This is a genomic window from Photorhabdus antumapuensis, assembly GCF_020387775.1.
Taxonomy (GTDB): Bacteria; Pseudomonadota; Gammaproteobacteria; order Enterobacterales; family Enterobacteriaceae; genus Photorhabdus; species Photorhabdus antumapuensis.
In genome coordinates, this window is the sequence record NZ_JAHZMK010000024.1 from 359492 (window position 1) to 381216 (window position 21725).

At 40.1% G+C, this 21725-nt stretch carries 16 protein-coding genes and 1 pseudogene; 4 read left to right on the forward strand and 13 right to left on the reverse strand.

Annotated elements, in window-relative coordinates:
* Positions 1–691 precede the first annotated feature (691 nt).
* A complete protein-coding gene (gene dauA, locus KZ793_RS11325; protein WP_225815423.1) occupies positions 692–2407 on the forward strand; it encodes a C4-dicarboxylic acid transporter DauA in 1716 nt (571 codons plus the stop codon).
* Positions 2408–2526: 119 nt separating this feature from the next.
* Here the strand turns inward: dauA and kdsA are convergent, their stop codons facing one another.
* From kdsA to hemA, 5 genes are all read right to left on the reverse strand, one after another.
* A complete protein-coding gene (gene kdsA, locus KZ793_RS11330; protein WP_225815424.1) occupies positions 2527–3381 on the reverse strand; it encodes a 3-deoxy-8-phosphooctulonate synthase in 855 nt (284 codons plus the stop codon).
* Positions 3382–3495: 114 nt separating this feature from the next.
* Positions 3496–4305, reverse strand: coding sequence for an invasion regulator SirB1 (gene sirB1, locus KZ793_RS11335; RefSeq protein WP_225815425.1), 810 nt, complete (start codon positions 4303–4305; stop codon positions 3496–3498).
* Entirely contained in the window at positions 4289–5137 is an 849-nt protein-coding gene (prmC, locus tag KZ793_RS11340) for a peptide chain release factor N(5)-glutamine methyltransferase (RefSeq protein WP_225815426.1), read from the reverse strand. Before prmC ends, sirB1 begins: the two co-directional genes overlap by 17 nt.
* On the reverse strand, positions 5137–6219 hold the full coding sequence (gene prfA, locus KZ793_RS11345) for a peptide chain release factor 1 (RefSeq protein WP_225815427.1): 1083 nt from the start codon (positions 6217–6219) through the stop codon (positions 5137–5139). Before prfA ends, prmC begins: the two co-directional genes overlap by 1 nt.
* A gap of 32 nt (positions 6220–6251) precedes the next feature.
* Positions 6252–7514, reverse strand: a complete 1263-nt coding sequence (gene hemA, locus KZ793_RS11350; RefSeq protein WP_225815428.1) for a glutamyl-tRNA reductase — start codon at positions 7512–7514, stop codon at positions 6252–6254.
* Positions 7515–7756: 242 nt separating this feature from the next.
* Here hemA and lolB point away from each other — a divergent pair, with 242 nt between their 5' ends.
* From lolB to prs, 3 genes are all read left to right on the forward strand, one after another.
* The gene (gene lolB, locus KZ793_RS11355; RefSeq protein WP_225815429.1) at positions 7757–8380 is read left to right on the forward strand and encodes a lipoprotein insertase outer membrane protein LolB; all 624 of its coding nucleotides are present in this window, start codon (positions 7757–7759) and stop codon (positions 8378–8380) included.
* A complete protein-coding gene (gene ispE, locus KZ793_RS11360; protein ID WP_225815430.1) occupies positions 8380–9255 on the forward strand; it encodes a 4-(cytidine 5'-diphospho)-2-C-methyl-D-erythritol kinase in 876 nt (291 codons plus the stop codon). Before lolB ends, ispE begins: the two co-directional genes overlap by 1 nt.
* A gap of 63 nt (positions 9256–9318) precedes the next feature.
* Positions 9319–10266 carry a ribose-phosphate diphosphokinase gene (prs, locus tag KZ793_RS11365; RefSeq protein WP_011146321.1) on the forward strand — a complete coding sequence of 316 codons (948 nt, stop codon included), beginning with the start codon at positions 9319–9321 and terminating at the stop codon, positions 10264–10266.
* Between the two features lie 252 nt (positions 10267–10518).
* On the opposite strand, the gene ychH is transcribed toward prs, so the two are convergent.
* The 8 genes and pseudogenes from ychH to KZ793_RS11405 form a co-directional block, all read right to left on the reverse strand.
* On the reverse strand, positions 10519–10794 hold the full coding sequence (gene ychH, locus KZ793_RS11370) for a stress-induced protein YchH (RefSeq protein WP_036778679.1): 276 nt from the start codon (positions 10792–10794) through the stop codon (positions 10519–10521).
* Positions 10795–11244: 450 nt separating this feature from the next.
* A complete protein-coding gene (locus KZ793_RS11375; protein WP_225815431.1) occupies positions 11245–12204 on the reverse strand; it encodes an Ig-like domain-containing protein in 960 nt (319 codons plus the stop codon).
* 118 nt (positions 12205–12322) lie between these two features.
* Entirely contained in the window at positions 12323–13648 is a 1326-nt protein-coding gene (locus KZ793_RS11380; RefSeq protein ID WP_225815432.1) for a hypothetical protein, read from the reverse strand.
* Positions 13645–14331 carry a hypothetical protein gene (locus KZ793_RS11385; protein ID WP_225815433.1) on the reverse strand — a complete coding sequence of 229 codons (687 nt, stop codon included), beginning with the start codon at positions 14329–14331 and terminating at the stop codon, positions 13645–13647. The genes KZ793_RS11380 and KZ793_RS11385 overlap by 4 nt, the downstream gene beginning before the upstream one ends.
* A 144-nt stretch (positions 14332–14475) precedes the next feature.
* A complete protein-coding gene (locus KZ793_RS11390) occupies positions 14476–15975 on the reverse strand; it encodes a hypothetical protein (RefSeq protein ID WP_225815434.1) in 1500 nt (499 codons plus the stop codon).
* Between the two features lie 443 nt (positions 15976–16418).
* Positions 16419–17921 carry a hypothetical protein gene (locus KZ793_RS11395; protein ID WP_225815435.1) on the reverse strand — a complete coding sequence of 501 codons (1503 nt, stop codon included), beginning with the start codon at positions 17919–17921 and terminating at the stop codon, positions 16419–16421.
* Between the two features lie 448 nt (positions 17922–18369).
* Positions 18370–19875, reverse strand: a complete 1506-nt coding sequence (locus tag KZ793_RS11400) for a hypothetical protein (RefSeq protein WP_225815436.1) — start codon at positions 19873–19875, stop codon at positions 18370–18372.
* A gap of 761 nt (positions 19876–20636) precedes the next feature.
* A pseudogene (locus KZ793_RS11405) lies at positions 20637–21725 on the reverse strand (inverse autotransporter beta domain-containing protein); the annotation flags it as partial.

The following is a 21725-nucleotide window of genomic DNA, read 5'->3' on the forward strand; positions in this document are numbered from 1 at the left end:
CGAAATCTATTAGGTATAAACAAGAAAACATTTTTAACTTATATATTATCAACGTATATATTTTTAACTTACCTATTTTCAACTCATTTGTTCCATCTAGTTCTATGAGTCATCCTAAATAATAGGGTGAGTTCTTATATATGTCAAATTATTAATCTAATATTTAAGCGATATCAAAGCATTGATTAAATTACATCCAAAAATTAAATAAAAAACATCATGCGTAAAAACATTCAATACAGCTAATTTAATCCAGTCATAATCAATACATGTGGTGAATGCATAATTAATTATTTAACTTTCTAACAATAACAATTAAAAATTGTAATCAACTCTGTTAATTCATTATAAAAATAAAATATTATAATTCTATAATCAATAGAACAAATATATATCTCCAAGTTTTAAAATATTAATTAGATTGTTTGCGGAGTTAATTCAATAATATCCACCAATAAGAATAGATACTTAATAGAATCGATTTCAGTATATTTTCCAATGATAATAACGCTATTCTCCCTTTTACTTTTCACTTTCCTGCCGTTAAGCTATTAACATTAAATTTGATCTATGGCGCTATCGTTTTGAACTAAAAGCACTATTCTTGTAATTTGGTCTTGTAATTTAGTCTTGCAATTTGGCTGTAACGACCTTATTACTTTTTCCCTCTATATTTTTGGTTTATGCACAGATGAAAACTCGTAGAATGAACGGCATACGGCCGTTTAGTGCTGTAATTGATGCTTGTTGGAAAGAACCCTACTCTTTTGCTCGTTTAACTAAAGATATTATCGCTGGTATTACTGTCGGTATTATCGCCATCCCACTCGCTATGGCGCTAGCAATCGGGAGTGGTGTCGCGCCACAATATGGGCTTTATACCGCCGCTATCGCCGGGATAGTTATCGCGATAACTGGCGGCTCACGCTATAGTGTTTCCGGCCCTACCGCCGCTTTCGTTGTCATTCTTTATCCGGTCTCTCAACAATTTGGTCTGAGTGGGTTGCTCATTGCAACATTAATGTCAGGCATTATTTTGCTGGTGATGGGATTAGCCCGTATTGGTAAATTGATCGAATATATTCCACTCCCCGTAACACTCGGTTTTACTTCTGGGATCGCGATAACTATCGCAACTATGCAAGTAAAAGATTTTTTTGGTCTGCAATTGGAACATATGCCAGAGAATTATATCAATAAGGTTGCTGCTCTGTTTCAAGCACTGCCAACACTGTGTTTGAGTGATACGCTGATTGGCCTGACGACACTTGCCATTCTAATTTACTGGCCTAAGCTCGGGCTGAAATTACCCGGGCATCTTCCCGCTTTAATTGCAGGAACTGCTGTGATGGGGATCATGAACTTATTCGATCAACATGTTGCTACCATTGGTTCTGAATTTAGTTATATATTGAATGACGGTACACAAGGGCAAGGTATCCCACCCATCCTACCGCAATTTGTTTTACCGTGGCATTTACCTGATATGGATGCTCATCAGGTTGATATAAGTTGGTCAACAGTTTCAGCTCTATTACCCGCCGCCTTTTCAATGGCAATGTTAGGCGCCATTGAATCACTGCTTTGTGCCGTGGTTTTGGATGGTATGACCGGTAAAAAGCATCACTCAAACAGTGAATTGATTGGTCAAGGATTGGGAAATATTGCCGTACCATTCTTCGGGGGTATTACAGCTACCGCCGCAATCGCCCGCTCAGCCGCCAATATCAGGGCCGGCGCAACATCACCAGTTTCAGCCATTGTTCACTCTCTGCTCGTTTTATTGACTTTACTGGCATTGGCCCCCATGCTCTCCTATCTTCCTCTGGCCGCTATGTCCGCCTTGTTGCTCATGGTCGCCTGGAATATGAGTGAAATACATAAAGTTATCGATCTAATGCGCCGCGCACCCAAGGATGACATTATTGTGCTGGTACTTTGCATGTCGCTCACCGTACTGTTTGATATGGTTATCGCCATTACGATTGGTATCGTATTAGCTTCACTGCTGTTTATGCGTCGAATAGCTAATATGACTCGCATCAGTCAATTGCCACAAACAAATGTCGATAAAGCTCTGCTGGTTGTTCGTATCAATGGCCCGCTATTCTTTGCCGCCGCTGAACGTATCTTCACCGAATTAAAGGAAGAAAGCGCCAGTTATCAGACAATTCTCATGCAATGGGATGCCGTTCCTGTGCTAGATGCCGGTGGGCTGCACGCTTTCCAACGTTTTATTGATGAAGTGGGTAAGGATAAATATATTGCTGTTTGTGATATTCCATTCCAGCCTTTAAAAACATTGGCCAGAGCCAGAATCCCATTGGTTGAAAATCACCTTAGCTTCCATGCGACATTGCCACGAGCAATGGAAGAGTTAAATTTCAATGGCAAAATGGATAGCTGAAATTGTCAGACAAAAGCTTGCTCGCCCTGTTTCCAATAACTTTTTTCTCATAATTAATGGCGCTGTAAACCAGCGCCAAATCTCTTCATCATTTGATGTCACACCATCAGAAAGCTTCTTTATTTACTGGTATCCAGTTGAGGGAAGTTTTTCACCACATCATCAATCGCTTTCATCTGGCTCAAGAATGGCTCAAGTTTTGCCAACGGCAAGGCTGATGGGCCATCACACCTCGCATTCGCAGGATCAGGATGAGCTTCAAGGAACAGGCCCGCAATACCGACTGCCATTCCCGCACGCGCCAGTTCAGCAACCTGAGCACGACGACCACCAGACGCAGCACCCAATGGATCGCGGCATTGTAGTGAATGAGTGACATCAAAAATTACCGGATGTCCCCCTGTTGCCTGGGCCATAACATTGAAGCCCAACATATCCACCACCAAATTGTCATAACCAAAGTTGCTGCCACGGTCACACAAGATCACCTGATCGTTACCGCCTTCTTTGAATTTTTCCACAATATTCCCCATCTGCCCTGGGCTGATAAACTGGGGTTTTTTAACGTTAATCACCGCGCCGGTACGCGCCATCGTCTCAACTAAATCAGTTTGACGCGCCAGAAATGCTGGCAGTTGGATGACATCAACCACTTCCGCCACCGGTTGCGCCTGTGCCGGTTCATGCACATCCGTGATAATTTTCACACCGAAAGTTTGTTTCAGTTCCTGAAAAATCTTCATCCCCTCTTCCAGACCGGGGCCACGGTAAGAGTGAATTGATGATCGGTTTGCTTTATCAAAGGAGGCTTTGAAAACATAAGGAATGCCCAATTTTTGTGTCACTGTCACATAGTGCTCACAAATACTCATGGCCAAATCCCGTGACTCAAGGACATTCATACCACCAAAGAGAACAAACGGCAGATCATTCGCGACCTTGATATCACCAATATGAACCACTTTCTGTTGCATACTTATACCTTCCGTTAGGGACCAATAAATTAATGAGATAAATCAGTGCAGTGCACTATTTAGTGCAAAATAATATTGTCAATGCAAAACAGTATCTCAATGTAAAACAGTATTTCAATGTAAAACAATGCATTGCTGCTTAATGGCGTATATCTGCATTCTGATCATTTCTGCCACCGGGTCCTCCGGGCAGTGCTCCACAAAATAATTTAAATCAGAAACCGCAACATGATTACAATCAAGTTCCGCATAAATCAGCCCCCTATCACGTATTTCATAGGGGTTATCGGGATCAAACATCAGCACCGCTTCACTCGTCCTCAGCGCCAATTCCATTTGTCCTTCATCCATTAATGCGACTTTTATTGTATCCAGCACTTTACGTACAATGCTGGCGTTATCAGATCCTTGCAAATCATCGGCTGCTAATTTAGCCGTCTGGCTAATATTACCTTTAAGCCACACATCAAGCACATATTCACTTAACGCTTCGCCATTGAGTGGATTAATAAACTTCGCCGTGTTATCTGGATAATCAACACGCAAAATCAACTGTGTTGGAAAAACAACCGGCATAAATGACAGTTCTAAAGCCTGAGCAATATGGATAAGAATTACCCCTAAAACAGCAGAGGAACCTTGGCGGCTTTGCAGTACTTTATCTAGCCATAATGTATCTGACAGACAATAAACACCACTGGCACCGCCGAATTTCCAGCTTTGATAAAAAAGCCTCAGTAATTTTTCCAACCGTTCTTCTATATTTAGCTGCGGAGATATTTCGCGTCTGGCTTCATCAATCAATGCTTGAAGCTGCATTTCCACTGAATGCTGAGGAAAATCAGAACGCAAGGTTCTGGAAATTAACAGGATACCGCTACTTAACGATGCATTATTAAATTCATAATCAGCTATGGCTTTCATCACTTTTCCACTGACCCAGTGTTATTCGCTCATTACCGCCATAATCCTGAAAAGTAGCCACCTGCCGATAACCACTTTCAGAAAACAGGCTTCTTACAACATTTCCCTGTTTCCAACCATGTTCCAATAACAACCATCCACCAGGTAACAAAAAATGGCGAGATAGATCAATGATGGTATTCAGATCAGCAATTCCCTGTTTTGCCGCAATTAATGCACTATCTGGCTCAAACCGAACATCGCCCTGAGATAGATGTGGATCGGTTTCATCTATGTAAGGCGGATTACTGACAATCATACTAAACTGTTGATTATCCAACGAAGAGAACCAATTGCTTAACAAAAAATCCACATTTTGGATTTTGAGTTTTTCCGCATTGCCCCGCGCCAGCATGACCGCATCAGGATTGATATCAACCCCGGTAACCCGGCAATCAAGGCGCTCACTAGCGATTGCCAATGCAATTGCGCCGGTTCCCGTTCCCAAATCCAGAATATGGCAAGGTGTCAGCGATAGCCGTTCAAGCGCTTTTTCTACCAGACATTCTGTGTCAGGACGCGGGATTAACGTAGCGGGAGAAACATTTAATGGCAACGACCAGAATTCACGCTCACCCGTGATGTAGGCAATAGGTTCACCTTTTACCCGGCGAGCGAGTAAAGCCTCAAGCTGGCTGAACTGCTCCGAAGCTAGCTGAGTTTCACCGAATGCCAGTATGTAAGTTCGGGAATGGTGAGTGACAAACCCCAACAAAATTTCTGCATCTCGTTTAGGAGTGTCACTTGCCGATAACTGTATTGTGGCTTGTTTAAGCCAAGATTGATAATCCATCAATCCTGCTCTGACAAAGCTGATAATAGATCAGCCTGATACTCATTAACGATCGGCTGAACAAGCATATCCAATTTGCCTTCCATCACTTCATCAAGGCGGTATAACGTCAAGTTAATACGGTGATCCGTCACTCGCCCTTGTGGAAAATTGTAAGTGCGGTTGCGATCTGAACGGTCACCGGAGCCTAATAAGTTACGACGCTCAGAAGCCTCGGCTTCTCGACGCTTACGAACTTCAGCAGCATGAATACGCGCTGCCAATACGGACATCGCTTTGGCTTTGTTTTTATGCTGAGAGCGCTCATCCTGACACTCAACCACAATACCGGTTGGAATATGCGTGATACGGATGGCGGAATCCGTGGTATTGACGTGCTGACCACCCGCACCAGACGAACGAAACGTATCAATACGCAAATCATTTGGGCTGATGTCGGGCAACTCGGCTTCCGGGACCTCCGGCAAAACCGCCACAGTACAAGCAGAAGTGTGAATACGCCCTTGTGATTCGGTTTCCGGTACACGTTGAACACGATGACCGCCCGATTCAAATTTTAAATGACCATAAACCTGGTCACCGGAAACTTTAGCAATAATTTCCTTATAGCCACCATGCTCACCATCGTTAGCACTGATGACCTCAACTTTCCAACGACGGGATTCAGCATAACGGCTGTACATACGAAACAGATCCCCGGCGAAAATAGCCGCTTCATCACCACCGGTTCCCGCGCGTACTTCAAGAAAACAGTTACGCTCATCATCAGGATCTTTCGGCAACAGCAACAATTGTAGCTGCCGCTCTAATTCTTCATTGCGGACCTTGGCGTCCCTGATCTCTTCCTGTGCCATCTCCCGCATTTCAGGGTCATCAAGCATGATTTCGGCTGCTTTAAGATCATCCTGAACAGCACGCCAGACCTTAAAACAGTTCGTCACATCAGTCAGTTGAGCATATTCCCGCGACAAAGCACGAAAACGTTCCTGATCAGCAATCACATCGGCATCACCGAGATGAGCCAAAACTTCCTCGTGACGTTCTTGCAATGCTTCCAATTTAGCAACAATAGAAGGCTTCATTCTTGGTTTCAGACCCTATTTCCGAGATATGGTTAATTATGTTCCAGCCCCAGGCTGTCACGTAATAAATTAAGACGCTCCAGGTCACCATTACTGGCTGCTTGCTGGAGTGATTTGGTAGGAGCATGTATCAGGCGGTTCATCAATTGATAAGTCAATTGATTGATTGCCTGTTCTACGTCAGCCCCCTGATTGATAGCAGTCAGTGCCCTAGCTGCCATCTCAGCCCGCACCTGTTCCGCCTGATTACGATACTCACGGATTGAATTTACCGCGCCCTGCGAACGCAACCAGTCCATGAAATAACGGCTTTCCTGCTGAACAATACATTCAGCCTGAACCGCCGCTGCTTTGCGCTGCGCAAGATTCTGCTGAATAATTGCCTGCAAATCATCAACACTGTAGAGATAGACATTATTGAGTTTTTCCACATCAGGCTCTATATCACGAGGAACCGCAATGTCAATGAGCAACATTGGTTGGTTACGGCGTAACTTTAATGCACGTTCAACCATTCCTTTACCAATAATAGGCAAAGGGCTGGCAGTCGAACTGATAACAATATCAGCTTCAGCTAAACGTATGTCAATTTCAGGCAAGGTGATCACTTCCGCCTGAACTTCATCAGCCAATACCTGTGCCTTCTCTTTCGTCCTGTTAGCAATCATCATATGGTGCACACGATGCTCTTTCAAATGACGAGCAGCTAGCTCAATTGTTTCTCCGGCACCTACCAGCAAAATATTCAGTTCAGAAAGTGATTCAAAAATCTGCCGCGCCAGGGTACAAGCGGCAAATGCAACAGAAACCGCATTCGAACCAATCTCCGTTTCCGTTCTGATGCGCTTGGCAACAGAAAATGATTTCTGAAACAATCGCTCCAGTTCACTCGATAAAGAGTGGCTGTGCTGCGACTCGGCAAATGCTTTCTTCACTTGCCCAAGAATCTGAGGTTCTCCAAGTACCAACGAATCCAGCCCACTCGCCACTCTCATCAAGTGGCTCACAGCTTCATTATCACAATGCCAGTAAATACTGGATTTTAGCTCTTTGGGATTGAGTTGATGGTATTCACACAACCAGCCAATTAACTGTTCATACAGATTATCCTGCTGTTCCACGCTGAGATAAAGCTCCGTACGGTTACACGTTGACAATAAAACTCCCCCCCTCACCAAGGGTTGCTGGAGAAGGTTGTCGAGTGCTTCACTGATAGTGTCCGGTGAAAAAGTCACCCGTTCACGCAGGGATACAGGAGCGGTTTTATGGTTGATACCAAGTGCTAACAAAGTCATATTGAATTATCAGCAGGAAGGCAGTTCATCGTAAAAAACATCTTGTTTTGATGAAATCATCACCCTTAATAAGGACTCTTATAAGCTGTGCATTCTACTTGATACCTCAGATCAATAAAAGACAATCAGCAGTGTCTGATATCATTATTCAGAACATTTTTTTGAAATTTAACTGGATTAATACTTCATTCTTCATTATTAAGTGAGGTAAAAGTTTTCACGTTATTAAACAGGGATTGCCGATGAAGCCAATGCAAAAATTATCACTATTCCGTCTGCTGCCACTCTCTTGTGTGCTGTTGACCGCCTGTACATTAACGCAACCTGGTGGATCCGGTTCAGCGGATTCTCCCCAATGGCGAGCACGTACCCAACAGCTACAGCAATTAAATCAATATCAAACACGTGGATCTTTTGCCTATCTGTCTAATGAGAAAAAAGTTTATGCCCGCTTTTTCTGGCAACAATATCATCCTGAACGCTACCGTTTATTACTGACTAACCCACTAGGCAGCACTGAATTAGAGCTGATCGTTCAACCAAGCATAACGCAATTAACCGATAGCCAAGGTAAAAAATATTTTAGCGATAACCCCGAAGAGATAATTTATCAGTTCACCAATATGGATATTCCACTAGATAATCTGCGGCATTGGATCACGGGTCTTCCCGGTGATGCCAAAAACTTTAAACTGGATGCTAGCTATCTATTGAAAACCGTCAATTATCAGCAAAATGGCGCGACATGGCAGGTTAATTATCAATCCTACGATACCTCAACAACCCCCGCCCTTCCCAACCGTCTGGAACTGATTCAGGGTGATCGCCGCATCAAACTGAAAATGGATAACTGGACCACAAAATAATGACATTAACTTGGCCCTCACCGGCAAAACTTAACCTATTTCTCTATATCACCGGTCGTCGCGCTGACGGTTACCACCAGTTACAAACGCTATTTCAATTTCTTAATTATGGTGATGAAATTACGATTACCCCTCGTCAGGATAATGAAATCCGTTTACTGACACCGGTAGAGGGTGTGGAACACGATAACAACCTGATTGTTCGCGCAGCACGTCTCTTGCAATCCTACAGCGACAAACACCATACGGGTATTGCTCATAAAGGTGCTGATATTCATATCAACAAACGTCTGCCAATGGGCGGCGGGTTAGGCGGAGGTTCATCCAATGCCGCTACCGTACTCATTGCTCTGAATTATCACTGGCAAACCGGTTTCACAGACGAAACACTGGCGGCCCTCGGCGTGAATCTTGGTGCTGATGTGCCCATCTTTGTCAAAGGGCATGCCGCATTCGCAGAAGGTATTGGTGAAATCCTGCACATAGCAGAGCCGGAAGAAAAGTGGTATCTGGTTGCGCATCCTGGTATTGAAATCTCAACTCTGCGCGTCTTCACAGATCCAGAATTAAAACGTGATACGCCAATTCGCCCTCTGGCCGCATTATTAAAGGCTCCGTACGTGAATGATTGTGAATCTCTTGTAAGAAAACGTTTCCGTAAGGTTGAACAGCTTCTTTCATGGCTGCTAGAATACGCGCCGTCACGCCTGACCGGAACCGGTGCATGTGTATTCAGTGAGTTTGAATCAGAAGCATCGGCCCGTAAGGTGTTAAATCAAGCCCCTGAGTGGTTGCAGGGTTTTGTTACGCGTGGCGTTAACAATTCACCTTTGCACAGTTTTCGCTCTGGGATACCCGTGTTATTGAACCAATGAATAAATATGTTATTTATCATTGGTCAACAATATCTCTCTGGACGCAAGCCTGAGGTTTTTCTCGTGCCCGATATGAAGCTTTTTGCTGGTAACGCTATCCCGGAACTAGCACAACGTGTTGCCAACCGCCTATACACTAATCTTGGAGATGCTGCTGTCGGCCGTTTCAGCGATGGTGAAGTCAGCGTGCAAGTTAACGAAAATGTGCGTGGTGGTGATATTTTCATCATCCAGTCCACTTGTGCACCGACTAACGACAACCTGATGGAATTAGTCGTTATGGTTGATGCACTGCGTCGTGCTTCCGCAGGACGTATTACCGCAGTAATCCCTTATTTCGGTTATGCCCGTCAGGACCGTCGAGTCCGTTCCGCCCGTGTGCCAATTACCGCCAAAGTGGTTGCAGACTTCCTGTCCAGTGTCGGTGTAGACCGCGTACTGACTGTTGATCTGCATGCTGAGCAGATCCAAGGTTTCTTTGATGTTCCAGTTGATAACGTATTTGGCAGCCCAATTTTGCTGGAAGATATGCTACAGAAAGAGTTAGAAAACCCTATCGTTGTTTCCCCGGATATTGGCGGGGTTGTCCGCGCACGTGCTATTGCTAAGCTGCTGAATGATACCGATATGGCAATCATCGATAAACGCCGCCCACGCGCTAACGTTTCTCAGGTGATGCATATTATCGGTGATGTCGCTGGCCGCGACTGCGTGCTGGTCGATGACATGATCGATACCGGCGGCACCTTATGCAAAGCGGCTGAAGCATTAAAAGAACGCGGAGCAAAACGTGTCTTTGCCTATGCCACTCACCCGATTTTCTCCGGCAATGCGGTGGACAACATTAAAAACTCGGTGATTGATGAAGTGGTTGTCTGTGACACCATCCCATTATCTGCTGAGATCAAGGCGCTCAATAAGGTTCGTACTCTCACTCTGTCCGGCATGTTAGCTGAAGCGATCCGGCGTATCAGTAATGAAGAATCAATTTCTGCAATGTTTGAGCACTAATAAATAGTTGTACTCATATACCTAATAGATTTCGAGTTGCATCGCGACGGCAAGGGAGCGAATCCCCGGGAGCATAGATAACTATGTGACCGGGGTGAGTGAGTGCAGCCAACAAAGAGGCAGCTTGAAAGATAACGGGTATATATCGCTATTTAAGAAAAAACCCGTTGTACAAAAGCTTCAACGGGTTTTCTGCTTATCTGGAATAATAATACTTCTCCATTAGCACAAACTACGATAACTCTATTTTTGTTATGGATACCGATGATCACCACGACGATAACGTTCATCATAGTTTCTTAACCACCAGTAACGATCTGCCACACCTTCCCGGCCTCCCACACCGGCACCAGCCAACCAAACAAGCGCACCAATAAAAACTCCCAATAGCGCTGCTTCAGATAAAAACTCAGGCCAGCCAAAACCGAAGATGTGAGGCAATAATGTATAAGCCAGGCTACTCACTATGGTGAACATACCGACACCCATCAATACATTGCCGACAATGAAGGCACTTTGACGTTTCATTTGTTACCTCCAACACTCTTCGTGGATACACACTCTTCGTGAACACTAAGAACCGAAAAATTCAAAAGCTAACGTTAATTGACTCTATATAACTATATAGCCTATTTATAGTATAGCCCTATTTCACAAAAGGTCATTGCGGACGCGATCACAACTAAAGGAGATTTAATAACAATTCCTTAATCATTGTGAGAAATGACATGAAGAAATAATGAGTTAGGTAGCCTGAACTTCACTTAAAGAGAAGTTCAGGTTTTTAACTAAATATTGATGTATAACAATGATAGTTGTAAAATTCCATCCAAGTTATATATTTTTATTCAATGATCCCTACCGATATAATAAAAATCATCTTATTTTCAAACTGCATGATAACGGCTAAAAATAGTGAACTTCTCTGATTTTTCAATGAGCAATCATGCAATTAGTATCCCCAAAAATATCCAGCACCTAATATAGCCCTGGAGTTAATACTATCCACCTTTGACTATATATCCGTCCAACAATACAACTTATACCAACCGATGAAGATCTACTCACAGCAGGTATATGACGAGGAGAATACCCTTGAGAATAAGTAGAATAAACGCCAAAGCTAAAATATCCATTTTTATCGGTAGTCATATTTTTGTCTTTATCATCCAGGAACAGATAAGATCCCATAGATACTTTTATGGTTACATTAGGCTCACCTATGCCATTCTTATATAAATATCCAGCTATAATACCGCTCGAAAATGAAGATAACACATCCGGAAATTTTGTGATCTCTAACCGATATGGATTCTCCGTGAAACGCATAATTGCAACCTCTGCAATATCTTCCGTTTGTGCCATTAGTCTCACCGCCCCAGCACCACTAGATTGTATTGAAGCCGTTATTTTACCCTCTTTATCTGTTATACCCGAAGACGGAAATACCGTTGCCCAATCATTTACATTGAAAGTTATTTTTTGGCTTTTAATTCCGTTACCAGACTTATCATACGCAGTTGCAACTACTCTATTCTCATCGGTACTATTAGCCCATGCATCATCTTTTTCTAAGTCAAGATTAAGAGTTGCCACAGGAATAGCAGTAAACTCGATCTGGAGAGGAGAGGCTTTTATTTGAGCATCATCTTCCAAACAAGCATATACATTCCCTTGACACGGAGTTGAACCAGTAGAGATTATTTCAACTGATATCTTACCCATTACTCCTGTACTTTTTATAATTTTACGATCATTATTATCTTTAAATGCCATAGATTCATTATCTAGCGTGAAAATTACATTCGTTTCATGCAATAAATAATTATCTTGAATTACTTTGATATCGATATGTATAGACTTATCCGCAGTCTCGGTTTTTTCACTCGATACCCAATTTAATGTCTTAGAATTTTCTAGTACCTGTTCGTTATCCATTTTATTCTCCTAATTTATCACTATCACATATATTTATATATGTTATCATCGATTTAAAGTTAAAAAACAAAATGATTTCCACTTGATAATATTATGCTAATTAACAATATTCCTTACGTTAAATAGAAGGAAAATATTTAAAATTAATAGAAAATTGAATCGACTGATCAATATCGGATAAACTTATTATCACATTATTTTTTTCTGCTTTGGTATTAGTTATATGGAAAGTTGTACAACCATCCTTACTAATTGCAACCTGCAACTCTCTCTCGTTATCACCAAAACCTGAAATTATCGCTGAACCGTCAGTACGAACAAGTAATCTTTTGCCAGAATAGACAGTGCGGTCCACAATAACATAACCACTACACACACTCACGCCATCAGCAGGGACTTCAGAGGTAAATGCATAAGCTTTGATAATATCTCCGCCATCTCTCCACTCACTAAATATTGCCTGACCTACACCCGGTGTTACAGACCCGCCCTCCGCAGAAACAGTACAGCGAAAACTACCCGTTGTCTCAGATTGCAAATGGAAATAAGCCAACCCAAAACTATTGGGAGCAAACTGATATTTTGCACCATTCCCTTCAACAATATTGCCCGACTCAACACTGGCCAATAACCTCTTTCCTGGCGGCCCATAAACCGCAACCAAATTTTTCGGGTTTATTTTAGGATATTCATTAGATAATATCGGCGCACCTTCACTAATTGACATGATGACAGATGACATATCCATTAGCGACAAGATCACTGAACCTAGAGCAGAAATAGTATTACCAACCTCATAATACCCTGTTCCCACGCCTTCCTGACCCAAACAAAGAACGTTTTCCACCGGCACCACTAAAGAAACATAACCCCTCTTAATATCCTCATCACTGACTGTTATTGGCTGTGCATCCCAGGCCGCCCTCGCAATCGGATCATAGTTAAAATTATGTCCTTGCCAGTGGAATACAACGCTATCGCCTTTCTGCATCTGCTGATAACTAATATGCACATTTAACCCATGATGTTGTACAAGAGATGAATAGTGAATAACGCCAGATGTTGAATCTGGATAAATTGATGGTAATAATTTTATCGATGGAGAATTAATAACTTTAATAACAGCCGGTTTAGAGAAATTTTCATTCTCGAAATCATCAACTGATGTATAAGTCACATTATAGCAACCATCAGGTATTTCAGAGAATGGAATAATTACAGTAAAAAAATCAAGATTAATATTCTGAACATAATATGGTCGAGAAAAAATCCCCCCAACATTTACCACGATCACATCCCCGATTCTTAGCCACTCATGATAAGGTACTTTAATAATTAAATCTTGGTTCTGTTGAACAGAAACATCAATCAAACCATCATTATCTGCTTGCGGCAACTCTGGAGACGATAAAAAAATAAATGTATTGTCGTTATTGGTAATCATATTTCACCTCCCATTGGAATCGGTCTGAACGATAAAACAAAATTGACTTTATCCCCTGAATTTGAATCAGGTGCGGTTAGCAAAACATTAACTTTACCTACTGTGTTGCTAGTCACATTCACTGTCGCACTACCATCCTCCTTTAATAGAATATCTGCCCAGTCTTTATTATAACCATCGATAAGTGCATTATTATTAACTTTTATACGGATTTGATTAATATCATCATTATTTTCACGATCAATAAAAAGATATATCGAACAAGGCGTCTTCCCATCTGCCGGAGCGCCTGTAGTATAATTGTAGGCGGTAAATACTATAGCTTCATCAGACTGACGATAATTACCAAAAATAAGCGGAAAAGATACGACCTTATTGATATCCTCTTGTGGGTAAATCATCACAAAAGCCGAAAATTCTTCACTATTTTCAATATTTTTATGTTCAAACGGAGAACGAACATAAAAATGCCCTTTTCCAGTCTCATCTAACGTCAATGTGATCTGATCTACATCAATGTTATCGTCTACAATAAAAGCACCGATAGATGTCGTAGCATAGAATTTATACCCAGGTAGACCATATATAGTCACGATATTTTTGGGATTAAGATTAGGGTAATCGGTTAAATCACTTTTCGCCGCGTTTTCTGTGATAATCACACTTGATATGCCATTATTCATACTATCACCATTAACTCCATGATTTATTAATTGAAAATAAAATGATAACGCTTAATAAAATATTATAGTTACGCAATAAAGAAATCGCCAGTTTACAAATGGGAAACATCTCCGGGAAAATGGAAAATGCTCAATCAGTTAAATTTATTGCCCAGGTGGAACCGTATCAATGCGTCCAAACCAAATCTTGGAGTTCTTTATACTTGCACTATAAGTGACATAAACTAATCCTGGTCCATCATCATATGAGTCCACACCGGTAAAAGGTGCCTGACCAAGCAGAATAATAGCCTCTCCTGCCGCCACTTCGTCGGCAGTTACCGTATGAGGTTCAAGAGAATAAATTTTTGAAGATGGACTATGATTGACAACACCATTAACGTAAATACGCACATTGATAACACTATCTACCTCTATTCCATTTTTTTTACCCACAGCAATACGCGCATCCAGCCCTCCCCCTAAAATTTTTACAAGATTGATCTTACCTCGCTGTTTAAGTTCGATCTGATCTTTATGAGTGAAAATTCTAGGTGCCGCTAATGTACGCCTAATCTCTGGTGGTTGATTCGGTACTGACTTCGTTAAATAAAAATAGAGGGAAGATGATATAGTTACGTTTCCCATTGTATCAGCCGCATAATAGTATAATTCATTATCGCCAATATTTGGAATATTAGAATATGGAACTAAAATAAATGGCATATCAAATTGATTCATATTAGAAATCACAGCAGATTGACTTTGAGTTTCTTCACTATCTTCTCTAATCACTAAGAAAACTTGATCTTGTGGCTTAGCACCTGAATAAGATGGAATAATAACATGAAAACCTGTACTGCTATTTCCTATCTGTGGTGTTAATTTATCACCAACCAATTCTTCAATATTCGGTGCAGGAAGATTTGGAACAATATCTTCTGTAATAAATAGAATGCTTGATGAAGCATTTCTTAACAAATATGGCAGTTTTGTGAACATACGTACTGAATAGTTACCCTTAAATTTTTTAGGAAAAACTCTTAAGGCAACAAAACCTCTGCTGTTGGTATTAATATAATATTGATGATTACCATTTTCACTAATAAAAGGCAATATTTCTGTCGTAGATTGCCTTCTATTATAACCAAAAATTCTCACTGGCTTATCTGTTACCAGGGGAATTTGAAAATAAGGTAACGGATCATCTGTTTTACTCAGCGCATATAAATGAACTAGGAGGCTACCATTAAATTCAGAAGGTCGTTCATCATCTTCTGCCGGAGAGAGGTCTTTTATCAACGAATCGCCAATAATTATCGGTTCAAACGCGGCATATGAAAAACCATTTTTATCAACAGGATGAAACGCAATCTCCAATTTAGCATCTGGGTCCGTAGCCTTATCCATTGAAAACATTATGGTGAAATCACTGGCACCGGAATGAGCCGCAACAACAAATTTCGCAACACAGGTATTTTTCTCGGTATCCCTTAAAATACCATGATTACAATCAAAGCTAGTATTTTTTGGGAGACTGTACACTATATCAGTCGTTTCCGTGACTTTATGAGTCTCATCACCTGAATAAGTCACAGTAATGACAACTGGGCACTCTTCTAAAACCGTTATTCCCGAAACGATATCTGCTGTAAGTGTCGACATATTAAACCTCATATTAAAGTTAAACACCAATAAGTAACAAACGTCTAATTTTCTTACCAGAATAATGCGCTTCTACAATGATGCTTACTACCTATTACCTCCTTTCTACTTCTCACATAAATAAATTATTTACTTTATCCATTAATGTAATAATAGATCCATCACTCAGAGAATAAACTTTACATCCAAGCATACTATATAGTCACAATATATCTGTGGTTAAGATTACGGTAATTGTTCAATCATTTTTCGCCATGTTTACCATTATTCATATTGTCACCATTAATTTCGTGATTCATTGGTTAAAAATAGAATGAAGACGATTAATTAAATATTATATTCATGTAATAAAGAAATCGCCAGTCCACAAACAAGCAACATGGCCGGAAAAATGGAAAATGCTGACGCATTTTCCAGCAAATAAAAAGTTCAATCAGTTAAATTTATTGTCCAGGTGGAACAGTATCAATACGTCCATACCAAATCTTAGATTCCTTTTGGCCTACACTGTAAGTGATATAAACTGAACCTGGCCCCCCATCACTATACGAGTCCACACCAGAAAAAAGCGCCTGACCAAGCGGAATAATAGTTTCTCCAGCCGCTGCTTCGTCGGCAGTTACCGTATGAGACTTAGGAGAATAAAGTTGCGAAGACGGATTCTTATCTACAATACCATTAATGTAAACATTCACCTTGATAACACTATCTACATCTATTCCATTTTTTTTATCCATAACAATATGCACATCCAACCCACCACCTAAAATACTCTCAAGATTGATACTGCCTTTTTGTCCAAGTTCTTCCTGATCTTTATGAGTGAGAATTCTGGGTACCGCTAATGTACGCTCAATCTCTGGTGGTACATTCGGTACTAACCGCGTTAAATTAAAATAGAGGGCTGGTGACACAGTGATATTTCCAGTTGCATCAACCACATAATAAGATAACCGATTATCGCCAGTATTTGGAACACCGGCATACGGAACTAAAATAAATGGCATATCCAACTGATACAGCTCAGTGATTACAGCAGACTGGCTTTCTACTTGTCTATCATCTTCTTCAATTATTAAGAAAATCTGATCAAGTGGTTTAGCACCTTCATAAGATGGGATAATCACATGAAAGCCTATATTCCTATTTCCTATCGGTGGTGTTAATTTATCTCCAACCAACTCCTCAATTCCCAGAGCTGGAAGAGTTGGGTAAATATTCCGTGTAATCATCAAAATACCTGATGAAGCGTTTCTTAAAAAATATGGAAGTTTTGTAAGCATACGCACTGAATAGTTCCCTTTAGATTTCTTAGGAAAAACTCTTAAGGCAACAAAACCATCACTATTCGTATTAATATAATATTGATAATTATCTTTCCCGCTAATAAAAGGCAATATTTCTTCCGTCATTTCTCCTTGCTTAATCCCAAAAATACGCACTGGTCTATCCGTTACCAGAGGAATTTGAAAATAGGGTAACGCTTCTTTATTTTTACCCAACGCATATATATTAACAAGGAAGTTGCCATTAAATTCAGAAGGCTTATCATCATCTGCTGCTGGAGATAAATCTTTTATCAACGAATTTCCAATAATGATAGGTTCAAATGCTGAATACGAAAAATCATTTCCACCAATAGGATGAAACGTAATTTCTAATTTAGCATCGGGATCTGTAGCCTTATCCATCGAAAATGTTACAGTGAAATCACTGGCACTGGAATGAGCAGTAACAACAAATTTTGCAGTGCAAGTATTTTTCTCGACATCCCTTGAAATACGGAGGGTATCATCAAAACTGGCATCTTGTAGGTCACTGTAAACTATGCCGGTTGTTTCTGTTACTTTATGAGTCTCATCACCCAAATAAGTCACAGTAATGACAACTGGGCATTCTTCTAAAACCGTTATTCCTGAAACGATATCTGCTGTAAGTGTCGACATATGAAACCTCATATTAAAGTTAAACACCAATCAGTAACAAACACTTAATTTTCTATCAAAATAATGCGTTTATACAACGATGCTTACTATCTATTACCTCCTTCCTGTTTGTCACATAAATAAATTATTTACTTTAGCCGTTAATATAATAACAATAAATCTCTACTCGAAACATAATCTTTATATCCAACTATACCCTATATAATTACAATATATCTGGAGTTAAAATTACGGTAATTGTTAAATCACTTTCCGCCATGTTGACCATTATTCATACTGTCACCATTAGCTCCATGATTCCTTGGTTGAAAATAAAATAACAACGATTAATAAAACATTATAGTATATAATAAAGAAATCGCCAGCTTACAAATAAGAAATATGTTCGAAAAAATGGAAAATGCGTAAGCATTTTCCAACAAATAAATAAAATCCCAATCAGTTAAACTTATTGTCCAGGTGGAACAGTATCAAGGTATCCAAACCAAATCTTAGATTCTTTTTGGCCTACGCTGTAAGTGATATAAACTGAACCTGGCGTACCATCACCATATGAGTCTACATTAGTAAAAGGCCCCTGACCAAGCGGAATAATAGCTTCTCCTGCCGCCACTTCGTCGGCAGTTACCGCATGAGGTTCAACAGAATAAATTTTCGAAGATGGATTCTCATTTACAATACCATTAACGTAAATACGTACATTAATGACATTATTTACCTCTATTCCACTGTTTTCACCCACAGCAATATGGGCATCCATCCCCCCTCCTAAAATACCATCAAGATTGATCTTAGCTGGCCACACAAATTCCAACTGCGTTCTATGATTAAAAATTCTAGGTCTCGCTAATATACGCTTAATCTCTGGTGGTACATTTGGTACTGACCTCGATAAATTAAAATAGAGAGAGGATGACATAGTTATGTTTCCCATTACATCAGCTACGTAATAGTATAACTCATTATTGCCAATATTTGGAACACTAGCATATGGAACTAAAATAAATGGTATATCCAACTGATTCAGATCAGTAATGACAGCAGACACACTTAGCGTTTCGTCATTACCTTCTCTGATCATTAAGAAAATTCTATCTTTCGGTCTAACACCTTCATAAAACGGGATACCCACATGAAAACCTGTACTGCTATATCCTGTTGATGGCGTTAATCTATCACCATCCAGCTCTTCTATATCTGGCATCACAAGAGTTGGAGCAATGTCTTCTGTAATAAACAAAATATTTGATGAAGATTTTCTTGAAAAACCCTGCAATTCGGTGAACATATTAACTACATAGTTCCCCGTTTCCTCCTGACTGGGAAAAATCTTTAAGGCAACAAAACCTTCATTATTCGTATTAATATAGTATTTGTTGTTATCTAATTCTTGAATAAAAGGAAATATTTCTTCCGTAAGTCGATCGCCATCATACCCAAAAATACGTACTAAATTATCAATTACCAGAGGAATTTGAAAATAGGGTAACGGATCATTTGTTTTACTCAGCGCATATAGATTAACGAGGAGGCTACCATTAAATTTAGAAGGTCGCTCATTATCTGCTGCCGGAGATAAGTCTTTTATCAACGAATCGCCAATAATGATAGGTTCAAACGCTGCATATGAAAAACCATTTTTATCAATAGAATGACATGCAATTTCCAATTTAGCATCGGGGTCCGTCGCCTGATCCATTGAAAATGTTATGGTGAAATCACCGGCGCCAGAAGTAGCAGTAACAACAAATTTCGCAGTACAGGTATTTTTCTCAATATCTCTTGAAATACGAGGGATATCATCAAAACTGGTATTTTTCGGGTTATCGTACACTATGTCAGTCGAATCCGTTACTTTGTGAGTATCATCGCCTGAATAAGTCACAGTGATAACAACCGGACACTCTTCTAAAACCGTTACTCCTGAAACTATATCTGCTGTAAATGTTGACATATTAAACCTCATATTAAAGTTAAACACCAATCAGTAACAAACACTTAATTTTCTATCAAAATAATGCGTTTATACAACGATGCTTACTCTCTATTACCTCCTTCCTGTTTGTCATATAAATAAACCATTTACTCTAGTCATTACTGTAATAGCAATCTATTCTTTATCCAAAAGGTATTATAAAGTGGGATACAGTGTTTCCTCCTCATATTCAAGAAACTAAGTCAGAAACCATCAGCATATGAGTCAACATATGAAAAAAGCACCTGACCAAGCTGAATAACACTGACTCCAACCTCCACATATTCCTTGATTAATGTATTAGGATCAATAGTAATAAATACTTAATCTAACTTCTCTCACACAATACCATCAGCGTAAACATTCATATAAATAACATCATCTATATTGATTTCAGTGAATAATTAAATAATTGCTTTTCCCTCGCTATCCAAGTTCTAAATGACCTTGGTGAGTAAAAATTCTAGCTACAGCTAATGTATGAGAAACCTATGTGATCGCTCATTAGGGACTGAATCTCTTAAAATAACGAGAAGATAGCATGGCTATGTTTTCACTATAAGTCACAGTAATGTCAACTGGACACTCTCCTAAAATCGTCATTCCTGAAATTATATCTGCTGTAAGTGTTAACACATTAAACCTAATATTAGAATTAAACACCAATAAGTAACAAACACCTAATTTTCTATCAAAATAATGCGCTTCAACAATAATGCTTACTCCCTATTATTTCTTCCCTACTCCTCACATAAAACCACATAAGCCACTGCATTTAAATTGTTCTTATTCAACAAATGAGCCTTAATTTTTTTGTTATTTATTTGTAGCCCTCCCATTGTTATTCCCCCAGCACTTACCCCTCTCAGTGGATCTCCTAATAAACCCTTCTCAAGAAGATTCAAATTCAAATTATTAACCAGATAATCAATTGAACTACCAAGATCACTCTCCTTTATCCTATTTCCTCTTGTACAACGAGGTAAAGGTTGACTCTCGTCAATACGACTTTTCAGGTCAGGGTAACCAACCCCCGGCCCTATCGGGTCAGGATCAAAAATCACAAAGTGATCAATTTTCACATCAGGAATAACATATTTTAAATACCGACCAGATTTTGGGTGTGTAAATGTCGCAGTTAATGTAGCCGTTCCTGCTTTTTTAACTTGAAAATGCTCTCCATTCACATCAACTACGTTCCTATTACTTGAGTCATATACTCCAGGATAACCAGCTATATGTGCTTCTCCAGGCAAATACTCAGGTTTAAACGTCATTTTTGGCCAAGCAAAATTCATTCTTTCTTTTGGAACCAAAGGCCCATATCCTTTTCCATCCATAGGGTCATAATCTAATATAAAGAAGCCAGTAACATCCTGCTCATTAGCCTTAATTTCCACTGTTTTATTCTTAGAGCCAACAGATGAATCATTCACTTTGGCCGTTACCATAACAGCAACAAACCCGCCGCTTTTGCTATATATCTGGTATTGAGCTTTCCCATCAGCATCTGTTTTACCATCACCCACTACCTGAGTAACCAGGTTTTTATCAGTAATGGTAACTCCCTTACTATTTGTTGCACTCCAAGCCACCGTAACACCGCTTTTCGCTTGCCCGGAAAAATCTTTTACCGTGGCAGTAAAGGTGTAAGTATGCCCCTCGCCTTCTCCTTCTGTTACGTGATCTGGACTAACAGTCAGAGAAGCAAGCTCATCAGGACCGATAAAACTGACTTTTTTATCCACCTTCACCGGCGTCTGCTGAGTAGCCGTTTTGGCAGACACTTGTACATCAATCGCTACCACTGTACTGCTTAACGTCGCGGT

Excerpts from the sequence above, each read along its gene's own strand:
- prfA (WP_225815427.1), bottom strand. The coding sequence starts at position 6,219 with ATGAAGCCTTCTATTGTTGCTAAATTGGAAGCATTGCAAGAACGTCAC.
- KZ793_RS11375 (WP_225815431.1), bottom strand. The coding sequence starts at position 12,204 with ATGGATAACGAACAGGTACTAGAAAATTCTAAGACATTAAATTGGGTA.
- ychH (WP_036778679.1), bottom strand. The coding sequence starts at position 10,794 with ATGAAACGTCAAAGTGCCTTCATTGTCGGCAATGTATTGATGGGTGTC.
- kdsA (WP_225815424.1), bottom strand. The coding sequence starts at position 3,381 with ATGCAACAGAAAGTGGTTCATATTGGTGATATCAAGGTCGCGAATGAT.
- ispE (WP_225815430.1), top strand. The coding sequence starts at position 8,380 with ATGACATTAACTTGGCCCTCACCGGCAAAACTTAACCTATTTCTCTAT.
- KZ793_RS11380 (WP_225815432.1), bottom strand. The coding sequence starts at position 13,648 with ATGATTACCAATAACGACAATACATTTATTTTTTTATCGTCTCCAGAG.
- KZ793_RS11400 (WP_225815436.1), bottom strand. The coding sequence starts at position 19,875 with ATGTCAACATTTACAGCAGATATAGTTTCAGGAGTAACGGTTTTAGAA.
- KZ793_RS11390 (WP_225815434.1), bottom strand. The coding sequence starts at position 15,975 with ATGTCGACACTTACAGCAGATATCGTTTCGGGAATAACGGTTTTAGAA.
- KZ793_RS11385 (WP_225815433.1), bottom strand. The coding sequence starts at position 14,331 with ATGAATAATGGCATATCAAGTGTGATTATCACAGAAAACGCGGCGAAA.
- KZ793_RS11395 (WP_225815435.1), bottom strand. The coding sequence starts at position 17,921 with ATGTCGACACTTACAGCAGATATCGTTTCAGGAATAACGGTTTTAGAA.
- lolB (WP_225815429.1), top strand. The coding sequence starts at position 7,757 with ATGAAGCCAATGCAAAAATTATCACTATTCCGTCTGCTGCCACTCTCT.
- dauA (WP_225815423.1), top strand. The coding sequence starts at position 692 with ATGAAAACTCGTAGAATGAACGGCATACGGCCGTTTAGTGCTGTAATT.
- prmC (WP_225815426.1), bottom strand. The coding sequence starts at position 5,137 with ATGGATTATCAATCTTGGCTTAAACAAGCCACAATACAGTTATCGGCA.
- sirB1 (WP_225815425.1), bottom strand. The coding sequence starts at position 4,305 with ATGAAAGCCATAGCTGATTATGAATTTAATAATGCATCGTTAAGTAGC.
- hemA (WP_225815428.1), bottom strand. The coding sequence starts at position 7,514 with ATGACTTTGTTAGCACTTGGTATCAACCATAAAACCGCTCCTGTATCC.